Here is a 14,675-nt window from a genome sequence, read left to right on the forward strand (position 1 = left end):
AGCTTTTGCTAAATCGGTTTCCAATTTCATTATAGTTGTAGCCTTTTCGGCTGCATTAGTAATTCCTGCTAATTCCATCATTTTTTGCAAATGTTTTACATATTCTGCACGAATAGCAACCGTTTCAGCATCGGTATTGAAATAATAATCGCGTTGTCCCAGTCCTAACCCACCCTGATACAAAGCAAGTGCATTTTTAGCACTGTTTTTTTCATCTTGACCAACATAAAAACTAAAAGCAGGCGAACAACCAATTGTGTGCAAATAACCAATAGATTGTAACAAACTAGGCACATCTTTTATAGCGTCAATTTTGGCTAATTCCGCTTTTAGAGGAGCAATTCCAGCTTTGTCTATGGCAATGGTATCCATTCCTGAAGCATAGAAATCGCCTATTTTTTGTTTAGTACTACCTTTTTCAGCATCGGTTTCTTTAGCCGAAGTTTCACAAATAGACTTGATTTGATTATTTATTGTATCTTGAATCATTCTGAAAATTCCATTACTGCGCTCACTTGCCGGAATTGGATTTCGCTTGAACCAACCGCCATTAGCGTAATTGAAAAAATCTTGAGAAGGATCAACAAGTGTATCTCTATTAGTCACTAATGGATCGATAAAAGCCGTTTCTTTTTTGGAACAACTTGCTATTGTTATGGCAGCAAGTAAAAGTATTTTAAAATAGGTTTTCATGTTTTTTTTGTAAAATTAATAAGCCATCAATTCGTTTAAGACTGTTTCAAATCTTGATTTTGGTAAATATTGATCTTCCAATGCTTTGGTAAACGGAATTGGAGTTTCTAAACTAGCTACACGTTTAACTGGACCGTCAAGATATTCGAAACAATCTTCCATAATCATAGCCGAAATATCGCTTGCAATTCCTCCAAACATAGAATCTTCTTGCAGAATAATTACTTTGTTGGTTTTCATAACCGAAGCATAAATGGTTTCCTTATCAAGTGGTTGCAACGTTCTTAAGTCAACTAAATCAGCCGAAATTTGAGGATTTTTATCCAATGTTTCTATTGCCCAATGCACAGCTGCACCAAAAGCAATGATGGTAATTTGATTTCCAGTTCGTAAAACAGATGCTTTTCCTAAAGGTAAAGTGTAATAGTCTTTTGGAACCTCTTGGTGAATGCTTCTATATAATTGTTTGTGTTCAAAAAACAACACAGGATTTGGATCATTTATAGCAGTGTTCAATAAACCTTTTGCATCATAAGGAAAGGCTGGGTAAACCACTTTTAACCCTGGTGTTTTAGTAAACCAGGCTTCGTTAGTTTGCGAATGAAATGGTCCCGCTTGCGTGCCTCCACCACAAGGCATTCTGACCACAACATCTGCTTTTTCAAGCCATCGATAATGCGATTTTGCCAACAAATTTACAATAGGATTAAAACCAGTCGAAACGAAATCAGCAAATTGCATTTCGACAATAGCCTTATGTCCATTAATAGACAATCCCATACCGGCAGAAACAACAGCCGATTCACAAATTGGTGTATTTAGAACTCTTTCTTTGCCAAATTCAGCGACAAAACCATCTGTAATTTTGAAAGCACCACCGTATTCGGCAATATCTTGACCCATAATCACAAGATTAGAATGGCGTTGCATAGATTGCTTCATACTATGTGAAATAGCATCAATAAAACGAATATCTTCAACTTCACCAGAAGATTTAACTTCTTCAAAATCATAAGGTTTGTAAACATCATTCAATTCATCTTCATAAGAAGCTACAATTTCAGCTTCAGTATTTGCCATCAATAAATGATCATCAATTTCTTTCTTGATTTCATTTTTCATCGTTTCATCTTGCGCTTCCGATAAAATATTTTGTTTAATCAAATAACGTTTGTAGTTTTCAACAGGATCCTTTTCTGCCCAAGCATCAATCAATTCTTGAGGAACATATTTGGTACCACTCGCCTCTTCATGACCACGCATTCTAAAGGTTTTAAACTCTAACAAAACAGGTCTTGGATTGGTACGCATGGATTCTACAATTTCAGAAATTTCGTTGAAAACCTCTAAAATATTGTTTCCATCAATAATATGTGCTTCCATACCGTAACCAACGCCTTTATCGGCTAAATTTTCACATCTATATTGTTCACTTGTTGGTGTTGAAAGTCCGTAACCATTGTTTTCTATTACAAACAAAACGGGTAAATCCCAAACTGCTGCAATATTCAAAGCCTCATGAAAATCACCTTCAGAAGTAGCACCTTCACCAGTGAAAACTGCGGTTACTTTTCCATTTTTCTTTAATTTATTGGCTAATGCAATTCCATCGGCAACACCCATTTGAGGTCCTAAATGCGAAATCATTCCAATAATTTTATACTCTTGAGTACCAAAATGGAAACTTCTATCACGACCTTTGGTAAATCCACTTGCTTTTCCTTGCCATTGCGAAAACAAACGGTATAAAGGAATATCTCTACTAGTAAAAACACCCAAATTTCTGTGCATTGGCAAAATGTATTCGTCTTTTCCTAAGACTGCAGTTATTCCAACCGAAATAGCTTCTTGACCAATACCCGAAAACCATTTAGAAACTTTTCCTTGACGGATAAGAATCAGCATTTTTTCTTCGATAAGTCTTGGTTTTAGTAATCTTTTGTATAAATCTAATAACTGTGTATCGGTAAGATTTTTTCTTTCAAAATTCATTTTATGATGCTGTATATATATTTAATGTTCAAAAATAGCAAAAAAATATGGTATTGTTTGTAAATAGACTTTTTTTTTAAATTGTTGATAACTTTCATTGCTGAAATTGAAAAAAGCTTTACATTTGTAGATATGATTGGTAAAAAACCAATTTTAGTTATTAACAAAAAAGTTTTAGTATGCAACAAATTCCTAGTGTTGACTTACGTGATTTCCTGTCGGATGATCCGGCACGTAAACAAAAATTTGTAAATGAAATCGGAAGAGCTTATGAAGATATTGGCTTCGTAGCATTAAAAGGTCATTTTTTAGATGACAAATTGGTAGAAGATTTGTATTCAGAAGTACGCAACTTCTTTAGTCTTCCATTACAAACAAAAGCCAAATATGAGATTCCAGGAATTGGCGGACAACGTGGTTATATTTCTTTTGGAAAAGAACATGCAAAAGGTCGTTCTGCTGGAGATTTGAAAGAGTTTTGGCACTTTGGTCAGTATGTAAGTGAAGGTTCAAAATATGCTAACGAATATCCTGAAAATGTTACTGTTAACGAATTAGCAAACTTTAATTCAACTGGCAAAGAAGCTTACAAAATGCTTGAGAAAACAGGTGTATACGTCTTAAGAGCTTTGGCAATACATATTGGGCTAGATGAATTTTATTTTGACAACTACATCAAAGACGGAAATTCTATTTTACGTCCAATTCATTATCCACCAATCACTGACGAACCTAAAGATGGCGCTGTTCGTGCTGCTGCTCATGGCGATATCAACTTGATTACACTTTTAATGGGCGCGCAAGGAAAAGGATTGCAAGTTCAAAATCACGATGGCGAATGGATTGATGCTATGGCTCAACCAGACGAATTGATGATTAATGTTGGTGATATGTTATCAAGACATACTAACAACAAATTAAAATCAACGATTCATCAAGTGGTAAATCCGCCAAGAGAACTTTGGGGAACATCTAGGTTTTCTATTCCTTTCTTCATGCATCCTGTAAGCGACATGAAATTAAATTGCTTACCTGAATGTATCGACGAAAATAATCCAAAATTATATGAAGACATTACCGCAGGTGACTATTTATATGAAAGATTGGTTGATTTAGGATTGATTAAGAAATAAAAGTATGAAATTCCAATAGTAAAATTCCAAATTCCAATTAGTTTTGGGGTTTGGTTTTTTGTTTAAAAATTTAAAAAAATATACGCCACGATGGAACGCGAATGAAACGGATTTACTTCGTAAAACGCAGATTAAAACAGATTTTTGAAAATAAATTATTAAAATATATGCCAAATGGAATTATTACACAAAGATTTAACCGATATTATTTTGAAAACTTTTTATGAAGTTTATAACGAACTTGGATACGGTTTCCTTGAAAAAGTTTATCAAAATTCTTTACTAATTGAATTAAGAAATAAAGGATTAATGTTATTCCTCAAAAGAAAATAAAAGTCTTTTATAAAGGATACGAAGTTGGAGAATATTTTGCCGATTTAATTGTTGAGGACAAAGTTGTTTTAGAATTGAAAGCAGTTAAATATATTGTTGAAGAATTTGAAAATCAGTTATTAAATTATTTAAGAGGGACAGATTGTGAAGTTGGATTACTATTGAATTTTGGTAAGAAACCTGAATTCAGAAGAAGAATTTACGAGAATAAAAGAAAGAATAGAAAAAATCAGTTTTAATTAGCGTTTCGCTTAAGCGAATCCGTTTTATCCGCGTGCTAAAAAATATGGACTTACAAGAACAACTAAAAAAACTATTCCCAGACCTCGAGGTTTCTAACGAACCAGAAATCGTTGAGGAAAAGAACCACGAATTATTCGTTCAAAAAGAACCAATGATTTGTAAATTTGAAAAACGAAAAGGAAAACCCACAACCATTATTTCAGGTTATGAAGGTGAAGATGAAGATTTCAAATTGTTAGCAAAAGAATTAAAAAACAAACTCGCTGTTGGAGGAACATTCAAAGACGGCGAAATCATTATTCAAGGTGATTATCGTGATAAAATAATGAAATTATTACAAGACAAAGGATTTAAAACTAAAAGAGTTGGAGGATAATTTTAAGTACGAAGTACAAAATACGAAGTACGAAGTAACTCATAAAAAATAAAAAAATGATTGCATCATCAGAATTAATATTGAATCCGGATGGAAGTGTTTATCACTTGAACCTAAAACCGGAACATATTGCAAAAGACATCATCTTTGTAGGTGATCAAAATAGAGTTGAAAAAATTACTAAACATTTCTCAAGCATTGAGTTTTCGAAGCAAAAACGTGAATTCAAAACACAAACTGGCATTTACAAAGGAAAACGAATAACCGTAATGTCCACCGGAATTGGTCCAGATAACATTGACATTGTTATGAATGAATTGGATGCTTTAGTAAACATCGATTTGAAAACTCGTGAAATCAAAGAAGAATTGACTTCGTTGAACATTGTCCGAATTGGAACTTCAGGTTCATTACAAGCCGATATTCCTTGCGATAGTTTTGTTATGAGTCAATACGGATTGGGATTGGACAACATGCTTCGCTCCTATTTAATTGATGAAATTTCAGAAACTGCTATGGAAGACGCTTTTATTGCTCAAACCAATTGGGATATGAAAAAAGGTCGTCCTTATGTAATTAAAGGAAGTGAAATTCTTGAAAAACGTCTGGAAAGTAACAAAATCTATAAAGGTTTTACTGGAACTGCAGGTGGTTTTTATGGCCCACAAGGAAGAGTTTTGAGATTAGACATTCAAGATCCAGAATTGAACAGTAAAATGGACAAATTTGAATTTGAAGGCATCAAAATGACTAACCTTGAAATGGAAACTGGAGCCATTTATGGTTTAGGAAAATTACTTGGACATCAATGTTTATCCTTAAATGCAATCATTGCAAATCGCGCTACAGGAACTTTTAGCGAAGATCCATACAAAGCGGTTGATGCCTTGATTGAATATGCTTTGGATAAATTGGCGGAATAGATTAACGATTGAAGATTAACGATTTTTGATTTTAGAAATGTGAAAATATGACTTTCAGATTCGCAAGACATACCAACAATTTAGAACAACTCAAATCCTTTTATATTGATATTTTAGGATTGGAATTGCTTGGTGGTTTTGAAAATCACAATGGTTATGATGGCGTTTTTATAGGTAAACCCAATGAAAATTGGTATTTAGAATTTACCAAATCGGACGAGATTGTTACATTTAATTTTGGTGAAGAAGATATTTTAGTTTTTTATCCAAATACTAAATTAGAATTTGAACTGATTCACGATAAATTAAAAACAAATAAAATGGAGTTCATTAAAGCCAAAAATTCCTATTGGAATGAAAATGGTAAAATGATTCTCGATCCAGATGGATATCGCGTTGTAATTTCACATTTGAAAATAAAATGAAAGACTATAAATATACTCCATTCAATATATTAGGGTTTATAATTTTTTTAATGTCATTAGTTATAGTAATTAGATTATATAATGATTTCTCATTTTACTTTTTAATGTATCCTTTATTCGGATTATTATTTGTTGTAGTTGATTATTATTTTCAAAGTAAAATGTTTAATTTTAAAAAACTTTTTGTTGTTGAAAGTATAATTTCAATAGCTGTAATTTTATATTTTATTAATGGATTAGCAATTAATTTTTAAATGAATTTAATACTAGAAACCCCAAGATTACTGCTTCGACCATTAGATTTATCTGATGCTGAAGCATTATTTGAAATGAACAAAAACCCAAATGTTCACAAATACCTTTGGCAAAAACCCGAAGTTGTTATTGATGAAAGCATAAAAGTAATTGAATATGTTCAAAGACAATATGCAGAAAATAAAATTGGTCGTTTTGCTACAATCTTAAAAGAAACTGGCGAATTTATAGGTTGGACAGGAATCAAGTTTGTAAACGATCATGTAGAAAACGGAAATACTAATTTCTACGATTATGGCTATCGTTTGAACGTAAAATTTTGGAACAAAGGATACGCCACTGAAGCTTCAAAAGCATGGCTTGATTTTGGTTTCTTCCAAATGAACATCAAAGAAATGAACGCTTATACTCATTCTGAAAATGGTGCGTCTAATCATGTTTTAAAGAGAGTAGGTTTCAATTTCATGGAAGATTATTCAGATAAAGACGGAGTTATTTGGAAATGGTGGCAAATTAGTAAGCAGTCGCAGTAAGCAGTTTTCAGTTGATATAACTCAGAACAAAATCCGTTTAATCTGTGTAAATCTGTGGCAAAAAATTAACATGAAGCAGTAACACAATACCTTTTAAACGTTTAAACTTCTAAACTCATAAACTTAAAAATGAAGCACATAAAAATAGCAGGCGTTCCCGAACATTTCAATCTTCCATGGCATTTATGCATTGAAAATGGCGAATTTGAAGCTGTTGGAATTGATTTGCAATGGATTGACGTTCCCGAAGGCACTGGCAAAATGTGTCAAATGCTTCGCGATGGTGAAACTGATATTGCTATACTTTTATCAGAAGGAATTGTAAAAGATATAAACGCTGGAAATCCTTCTAAAATTGTGCAAGTTTATGTGGAAAGCCCATTGATATGGGGTATTCATGTGGCTGCAAACTCAAAATTCAAAACGCTTTCCGATTTAGAAAATAAGAAAGTAGCCATTTCAAGATTAGGTTCAGGATCGCAATTAATGGCTTATGTCAATGCTAGTAATCAAGGTTGGAATACCGAAAATCTTCAATTTGAAATTGTAAATACCATTGATGGCGCTGTTGAAAGCTTAACCAAAGGCGAATCCGATTATTTTATGTGGGAACGTTTTATGACCAAACCTCTTGTTGACAAAGGAATTTTAAGAAGAATAGCCGATTGTCCTACTCCATGGCCATGTTTTGTAATTGCCGTTCGAGAAGATTTTTTGAAAAAATATCCAAATGCAATTTCGCAAATTCTAGAAATCATTAACTTGACAACACGAGAATTCAAAGAAATTCCGAGTATTGACAAAACTTTAGCATCCAAATACCATCAAAAAACAGAAGATATTCAAGAATGGTTGCGTTTAACAGAATGGTCACAAAAATCATTAACTGAAAATATGTTAAACAAAATTCAAAATCAGTTGTTTGAACTCAAAATTATTGATAAAATCGGTACATTTGCTTCGATTGTTAAAGCCGTATAGCTTTGCAACAATGCGTTTATGATTCAAAAAGAAAAACTTACTTATGAGCAACTAATTGCCAAATTCCAAGTCAAAAAACCTTGGGATATGATTATTATTTTTGTTTTGAATGTTTTGCTAGCCATTCCTGTTTTTTTAATTGCTCATCAAAATTTTATTGACCTTCAATGGGGTTTGCATTTAGATAGAATATTACTTTTCACCACAATTATAGTATTGATTCAGTTGGTATTACGAGCTATGCGAAGAGTAACGCTTGTTTCAATTTTCCTATATTTAATCATTCTTTTTATCGGAACTGTTTTTGGCGGTTATGGTTTCAAAAGCGTTTTTGAAGACTATCGCTATATGCTTTATTCGATGTCAGAAGATCCAAATCCACAAGATATTATTATTTCCAAATTATTGCCGTTTCCTAACAAATCTAAAGTAATTGATGCTATTCAATATGACAATCCAAAAGTGAGAAGTTTTGCGATAATGGCAACAATCAAAAATTTTAATGATTTAAAAGAATACAGCAATTATCGCACTATTATTCAATGTTTTGCCGTTTTCAAAGAAATTAATTCTCGCTGGAATTATGTTAGCGATCCCAAAGGAAAAGATTACATTGCAACTGCTTCTGAATCTTTACGTTACCTGTCGGGCGATTGCGACGATCATTCCATTTTGATGGCAGCTTGTATCAAATCTATTGGTGGAATTCCGAGACTTATTCACACCGACGGACATATTTATCCCGAAATTCTAATTGGTTCTAGAAAAGACTTTGAAGCCATAAATTACCTAATCAAAAAAGAACTTTTTGTAGAAGAAAGCAAAGGGCAAACCATTCATTATCATATAGATGAGCGCAATCAAATTTGGTTAAACCTCGATTATACAGCTCATTATCCAGGCGGACCATTTATGCACGAAGTTATTTTAGGAGCATTGACTTTGAATTAGAAGCGAACCTGTCTGCCGGCAGGCAGGTGGCTCGGGCTTTATCTACAATCCTTATTCCTGCTTTCCGTTCTACTTCGTGCCACTGCAATCAGGGTTAGAGGGTGATTCTTTTTTTCTTTTGCTACCAGTCAATAACAACATTATTTTTAGAAAACAAATACTCGTTACATAAAATAAAATGATTATTTCCAAACCATTTTTTATGAACACTTGCAAAAGATGGATGACCACTTTCTAAAACCAAATGTTTTCCTTTGTTGACTTTCAAACCTTTTTTTTGAGCAAAATTTCCCCAAAGCATAAAAACCACATTTTCCTTTTTATCAGAAATCAATTCAATAACTGCATCAGTAAAGGTTTGCCATTTCAGGTGTTTATGACTATTGGCAACATCTTTTCTAACCGTCAATGTAGCATTTAACATAAGAACTCCTTGCCTAGCCCAACGTTCTAAATTTCCTGAAGTTGGAGTAAAAATAGCATCAAATTCAGTATTTATTTCAGTAAAAATATTTCGCAACGAAGGCGGAATTTTTACACCTTCATTAACCGAAAAACACAAACCATTAGCTTCACCCTCACCATGATATGGATCTTGACCAATAATAACCACTTTCAAATCATCAAATGAACATTTTTCAAAAGCATTAAAAATCAACTCTTTTGGTGGAAAACAAGTAAAATTAGCGTACTCATTATTAACCTTTTGCATTAAATCAATAAAATAAGGTTTCTCAAATTCTGGCTCTAAAATAGCTTTCCAAGATGGATGAATGTTGACTTGCATTTTAATATTTTTTTACAAATATAAATACTTTAAAACTTTGTAACTTTGACCTTTTACTATAAAAATGATTTCAATTACAGATAAGACACTTCAAGACCTAGAATTCAACACTATTTTGGAAACCATTTCGGCAATTTGCAACACCGAAATTGGAAAACAAAAAGCATTGCAAATAGTTCCTTTTAAAGATAAAGAATTATTAATGAACGCTTTGCTACAAACATCTGAATACGTTTCGTCTTTTACCAATAATAATGCAATTCCAAATCACGGATTTGAAACTATCACTTCCGATTTGAAAATGTTGGCTATTGAAGATAGCTTTTTAGAAGTTAGTAGCTTCCGAAAAATGGCAGCTTTGTCTGAAACCGTTAATGTTTTGCTTCTTTTTCTTAAAAAATTTAATGATTATTACCCTAAGTTAAACGAAAAAGCTTCTCAAATAGAATTTACTAAAGTCATCATTCAAAAAATTGACGAAGTAGTTGATAAATATGGTGAAATCAAAAACAATGCATCGCCAGATTTGGTCAATATTCGTAGAGATATGAGTTTGGTTCGTGGCAAAGTCAACCAAAGTTTTGGAATGGCATTATCGCAATACAATTCGCTAAGTTATTTAGATGAAATTAAAGAAAGTTTTGTCGAAAATCGTAGAGTTCTAGCAGTTTTAGCCATGTATCGAAAAAAAGTAAAAGGTTCAATTTTAGGAAATTCTAAAACAGGAAGTATTGCATTTATTGAACCAGAAGCAACTTTAAAATATTCAAGAGAATTAAACAATCTTGAATTTGAAGAACGAGAGGAAATTACTCGAATTTTAAAACAACTATCCAACGATATTCGCCCATATTTAGAGCTTCTAAAAAGCTATCAGGAGTTTTTGAGTGATGTTGATGTTATTGCTGCTAAAGCTAAATATGCTAATAAAATCAATGGATTATTACCAAAAATAGTTGAAGAAAAGCGTTTGTTTTTTAGAGATGCCTTTCATCCTATTTTGTATCTAAATAATAAAGAAAAAAAGGAAATTACATATCCGCAAACAATTGAATTAACCAATCAAAACAGAATTATAGTTATTTCTGGACCAAATGCTGGCGGAAAAACTATTTCGCTAAAAACGGTTGGATTGCTTCAATTAATGCTGCAAAGCGGTATGCTAATTCCTGTTCACGAACGAAGCGAAACCTTTTTGTTTGATAGAATTTTAACAGATATTGGAGATAATCAATCTATTGAAAATCATTTAAGTACCTATAGTTACCGACTTAAAAACATGAACTACTTTTTGAAGAAATGTAATTCTAAAACTATGTTCTTGATTGATGAATTCGGTACAGGTTCTGACCCAGAATTAGGTGGTGCTTTAGCTGAAACTTTCTTGGAAGAATTTTACCACCGCGAAGCTTTTGGTATTATTACAACACACTATTCAAACTTGAAAATATTAGCTAATGAATTGCCATTTGCTTCTAATGCGAATATGCTTTTTGATGAAAAATCATTAGAACCAAAATACAAACTTATTTTAGGTCAAGCCGGAAGCTCATTTACGTTTGAAGTAGCTCAGAAAAACGGAATTCCATATGGATTAATAAATCGTGCCAAAAAGAAAATTGAAGGTGGAAAAGTACGTTTTGACAAAACAATTGCTACACTTCAAAAAGAGCGTTCCAAAATGGAAAAAACGGCAACAAATCTAAAAGAAGAAGAAACAAAAGCACGTGAAGAAGGCAAGAAGATGGAAATCATCAATGCCAAAATTCAAGATAAATTAGAAAAGTACCAAGAATTATACGATGCCAATCAGCGCCTAATTTACATGGGACAAAAGATTGACGATATTTCTGAAACGTATTTTAATAACAAAGATAAGAAGACTCTAATTGGTGAATTTCTTAAAATAGTTGAGATTGAAAATTCAAAAAGAAGAAAACTCACTTTTAAAGAAAAGAAAGTCAAAGAAGTAGTTCATAAACAAGTAGTTGAAGAAGTGAAAGTTATTGTAGAAGAAATAAGAGAAAAGAAAATAGAAGATAGAAAAAAGAAAAAAGAAGTACAATTAATTAAACCAAAAGTAACATTAAAAGTTGGTGATAGAGTAAGAATGTTTGATGGAAAAGCTATCGGAACGATTGATAAAATTGAAAAAAATAAAGCTATTGTAAATTATGGTGTTTTTACTTCAACAGTAAGTATAGATACATTAGAGTTTGTAGATGCTTTAAAGAAATAGTTTAAAAGTTTAAGAGTTTAAATGTTTAAGAGTTTAAATGTTTAAGAGTTTAAAAGTTTAAGAGTTTAAATGTTTAAGAGTTAAGCATAAATTAATTCCAATATTTAAACAACAAATCATAATAAAAATGCAAGATTTACCTAAAAATAAAAAAATAATTCTCTTTGATGGTGTTTGCAATTTGTGCGACAACTCTGTTCAGTTTATCATAAAGTATGATAAAAAAGATGTTTTTAGGTTTGTAGCCTTGCAGTCTGATTTAGGACAAGAAATTCTTAACTATATTGGTGTCAACACAAAATCTATTGATAGTATTTTATTGTATGAACCAGGAATTGCTTATTATTATAAAGCAGAAGCTATATTCCAAATTGCAAAAGAATTTGATAGTTGGTATAAATTGGTTTATTATTTAAGATTTCTTGGAAAATCAGCCAATTTCCTTTATGATTTTGTTGCCAAAAATCGTTATAAATGGTATGGTAAAAAAGACAGCTGCATGTTGCCAACACCTGCCATAAAATCGAAGTTTCTGTAGTATGACAATTATCATATTTGGATTCAGTAAATTAAAATAAATTTGAACAACTAAACTGATGAAATTATGAACAAATTATTTATTCCGCTTTATTCTCACGACAATGGCACTTTTATTATGATAGGAGTTTTTACTCTTGTCATAACTGGATTGGTCGGAGCTATTTTTTTATTAATGTTTACAGACAAAAAGAGAAAAGACTAAAACGAGCTAAATTAATTTGTCAGTCGGTGTTGACAATATGCGTTAAATTTCAGTTTATTTACAGTTACCATAGCAAAATAATATTTTATTCTCTTACTCAATAAAATATTGACATGTAACCTTGTATTCTCCATCAATATGAATACTTAGATATTAATAACTGCGACTGTAAACTGAGACTACTTAAGAATTTCATCAAAATTAGGCTTGAAATAGTTTGGACCTTTCATTACTTTTCCATCTTCTCTGTAAATTGGTTGTCCGTCTTGGCCTAGTTTACTCATGTTACTTCTTTGAATTTCGTTAAAAACAGCATCCATTTTATCTTGTAAACCGTGTTCAATAATTGTTCCACACAAAATATATAACATATCACCAAGTGCATCGGCAACTTCTACAATATCATTGTTTTTAACTGCTTCAAGATATTCTTCGTTTTCTTCTTTCATTAGATTATAACGAAGTAAATTTTTTTGTTCGCCCAAATCGGCTTTCATCGTTTCACTATATCCTAGCTTATAAGCTGTATGGAATTCTTTGACAGCATTGAGTTTATTTTGCATAGTATTGATTTTTTTGAAGATGCAAAATACATTTTTTTGATAATAAATAAGTATTTTTACACAAAAATTTAAAAAACATGTTTAGCACTGGACAATTAATTTTTGCAGGTTTATTTGTGATAGCATTCATAATTGCTTCCATTTTTGTTTATAGAAAAGACGCTTCGATGCACCAATTTTTCTATAAAGGAAGTTATAAAGTATTAATTGGCTTTATCCTTTTTATCATTATTCTATTTATTATAAAAGTATTTATGAAAAGATAAAAAAATGTATCGTATTATTTACATTTTAACAATTTTATCTTAAATTTACATTATTATATTTTAGCTTACTAAATGAGAATTTTAAAATATTTATTTCTACTACTATTACTTGCAGCTTTTGCAATGAGTATGTTTTTTGCAACTCAAAGAGGTAATTATGATGTTGTAAGAAGTAGAATAATAAATTCACAAAGAGCTACTTTATACAACTACATAAACGATTATAAAAATTGGGAATACTTTTATAATCCTCCAGTAAATGAAACAAAAACTGATTATATTTTTTCAAAAAATACGGTTGGAAAAGGCGCTTCTTTTTCATGGGAAAACGAAGATGATTCTGGTAGTTTTACAACAACTGATACTAAAGAAAATAAAACTATTACTCAAAAAATAGTTTTTAACAATTCAGAATCAGAAGTTTACTGGACTTTTAAAGATACACTTGGCAAAACAAAAGTTACCTGGAGAAGCAAAGGTGTGATGCCTTTTGTCTTCAAAATTTACACCATGCTCAATGGTGGTCCAGATAAAATATTGGGCAAAATGTATGAGAAAAGCCTAGCTACAATTGACAATTCTTTACACAAAGAAATTAGCACTTATACTATTGTTGTAAACGGACAAGTTACCAAAATGGGCAACTATTATGCCTACTACCCAATCAATAGTAAGATTTCAAATATTACCAAAAACTTTAGAGCAATTCTGCCAAAAATTGATAAATTTTTACAAAAAAATAATATCAAGTCAAAAGGCCAACCTTATATTTTATTTAATAAATATGATACTACTAATGATTTTACCAATTTTTGGGTTTGTATCGATTTGAAAGAAGAATTTATAACTGGTCCAGAAAGTGAAGTTTTAAGCGGAAAATCTGAAGCTTTCCAAGCGGTAAAAGCAACGTTAACAGGCGATTATTCACATTTGAATGAAACCTATTCCAAAATTGAAAAATACATGCTTCAAAAAGGAATTAAACAAGATTTTTCACAACCATTTATCGAATTATACCTTAAATCTTTGGCTAACGAAAAGAAATCATCTCTATGGAAAACAGTAATTTACATTCCAATTTTGATTCCTAAAAAAGTAGAATACCTTACTTATATTCCTAAAGCAAAAACAGAAAAAACAATCATAAGTCCAGTTTCAGATATTAAACTAGAAAAAAAATCACCAAACGATATTGAAAAACCTATCGCTATTCCTGATTTGAATCGACCTCAATAAAAAA

15 protein-coding genes and 2 pseudogenes are annotated in these 14,675 nt (G+C 31.4%); 13 read left to right on the plus strand and 4 right to left on the minus strand.

The genetic code is table 11. The annotated features are described in order from the left end of the window. Together ACIQ66_RS07835 and ACIQ66_RS07840 are read right to left on the minus strand one after the other, a co-directional pair. Window positions 1–693: pseudogene (locus tag ACIQ66_RS07835) on the minus strand (M13 family peptidase); the annotation flags it as partial. A gap of 15 nt (window positions 694–708) precedes the next feature. Next, window positions 709–2,685, minus strand: coding sequence for a thiamine pyrophosphate-dependent enzyme (locus ACIQ66_RS07840; RefSeq protein WP_396212247.1), 1,977 nt, complete (start codon window positions 2,683–2,685; stop codon window positions 709–711). A 179-nt stretch (window positions 2,686–2,864) separates the two neighbouring features. Between ACIQ66_RS07840 and ACIQ66_RS07845 the strand changes: the two genes are divergently transcribed. The 9 genes and pseudogenes from ACIQ66_RS07845 (at window position 2,865) to ACIQ66_RS07885 (ending at window position 8,838) form a co-directional block, all read left to right on the plus strand. Next, entirely contained in the window at window positions 2,865–3,818 is a 954-nt protein-coding gene (locus ACIQ66_RS07845; RefSeq protein ID WP_396212248.1) for an isopenicillin N synthase family dioxygenase, read from the plus strand. Between the two features lie 174 nt (window positions 3,819–3,992). Beyond that, window positions 3,993–4,390: pseudogene (locus tag ACIQ66_RS07850) on the plus strand (GxxExxY protein). Between the two features lie 47 nt (window positions 4,391–4,437). Next, window positions 4,438–4,770 (plus strand): translation initiation factor, encoded by a 333-nt coding sequence (locus ACIQ66_RS07855; RefSeq protein ID WP_396212249.1) that lies wholly within the window; start codon window positions 4,438–4,440, stop codon window positions 4,768–4,770. Window positions 4,771–4,826: 56 nt separating this feature from the next. Further along, window positions 4,827–5,693: a nucleoside phosphorylase gene (locus ACIQ66_RS07860; RefSeq protein WP_396212250.1), complete on the plus strand. Its 867-nt coding sequence runs from the start codon at window positions 4,827–4,829 to the stop codon at window positions 5,691–5,693. Between the two features lie 47 nt (window positions 5,694–5,740). Continuing rightward, entirely contained in the window at window positions 5,741–6,118 is a 378-nt protein-coding gene (locus ACIQ66_RS07865) for a VOC family protein (RefSeq protein ID WP_396212251.1), read from the plus strand. Beyond that, window positions 6,115–6,372 (plus strand): hypothetical protein, encoded by a 258-nt coding sequence (locus tag ACIQ66_RS07870; RefSeq protein WP_396212252.1) that lies wholly within the window; start codon window positions 6,115–6,117, stop codon window positions 6,370–6,372. The genes ACIQ66_RS07865 and ACIQ66_RS07870 overlap by 4 nt, the downstream gene beginning before the upstream one ends. Beyond that, a complete protein-coding gene (locus ACIQ66_RS07875) occupies window positions 6,373–6,906 on the plus strand; it encodes a GNAT family N-acetyltransferase (RefSeq protein WP_396212253.1) in 534 nt (177 codons plus the stop codon). Between the two features lie 129 nt (window positions 6,907–7,035). Further along, window positions 7,036–7,887: a substrate-binding domain-containing protein gene (locus ACIQ66_RS07880; protein WP_396212254.1), complete on the plus strand. Its 852-nt coding sequence runs from the start codon at window positions 7,036–7,038 to the stop codon at window positions 7,885–7,887. An 18-nt stretch (window positions 7,888–7,905) separates the two neighbouring features. Next, window positions 7,906–8,838, plus strand: coding sequence for a transglutaminase (locus ACIQ66_RS07885; protein WP_396212255.1), 933 nt, complete (start codon window positions 7,906–7,908; stop codon window positions 8,836–8,838). A 121-nt stretch (window positions 8,839–8,959) separates the two neighbouring features. On the opposite strand, the gene ung is transcribed toward ACIQ66_RS07885, so the two are convergent. Next, the gene (gene ung, locus ACIQ66_RS07890; protein ID WP_396212256.1) at window positions 8,960–9,625 is read right to left on the minus strand and encodes a uracil-DNA glycosylase; all 666 of its coding nucleotides are present in this window, start codon (window positions 9,623–9,625) and stop codon (window positions 8,960–8,962) included. A 64-nt stretch (window positions 9,626–9,689) separates the two neighbouring features. Here ung and ACIQ66_RS07895 point away from each other — a divergent pair, with 64 nt between their 5' ends. From ACIQ66_RS07895 to ACIQ66_RS07905, 3 genes are all read left to right on the plus strand, one after another. After that, entirely contained in the window at window positions 9,690–11,864 is a 2,175-nt protein-coding gene (locus ACIQ66_RS07895; RefSeq protein WP_396212257.1) for a DNA mismatch repair protein MutS, read from the plus strand. Window positions 11,865–11,991: 127 nt separating this feature from the next. Then, entirely contained in the window at window positions 11,992–12,402 is a 411-nt protein-coding gene (locus ACIQ66_RS07900; RefSeq protein ID WP_396212258.1) for a thiol-disulfide oxidoreductase DCC family protein, read from the plus strand. A 66-nt stretch (window positions 12,403–12,468) separates the two neighbouring features. Then, window positions 12,469–12,606: a hypothetical protein gene (locus ACIQ66_RS07905; RefSeq protein ID WP_396212259.1), complete on the plus strand. Its 138-nt coding sequence runs from the start codon at window positions 12,469–12,471 to the stop codon at window positions 12,604–12,606. Between the two features lie 179 nt (window positions 12,607–12,785). On the opposite strand, the gene ACIQ66_RS07910 is transcribed toward ACIQ66_RS07905, so the two are convergent. Further along, window positions 12,786–13,169 carry a hypothetical protein gene (locus tag ACIQ66_RS07910; RefSeq protein ID WP_396212260.1) on the minus strand — a complete coding sequence of 128 codons (384 nt, stop codon included), beginning with the start codon at window positions 13,167–13,169 and terminating at the stop codon, window positions 12,786–12,788. Between the two features lie 338 nt (window positions 13,170–13,507). Here ACIQ66_RS07910 and ACIQ66_RS07915 point away from each other — a divergent pair, with 338 nt between their 5' ends. Beyond that, a complete protein-coding gene (locus ACIQ66_RS07915; RefSeq protein WP_396212261.1) occupies window positions 13,508–14,671 on the plus strand; it encodes a transcriptional regulator in 1,164 nt (387 codons plus the stop codon). Window positions 14,672–14,675 lie beyond the last annotated feature (4 nt).

Source organism: Flavobacterium sp. (genome assembly GCF_044377315.1).
GTDB lineage: Bacteria > Bacteroidota > Bacteroidia > Flavobacteriales > Flavobacteriaceae > Flavobacterium.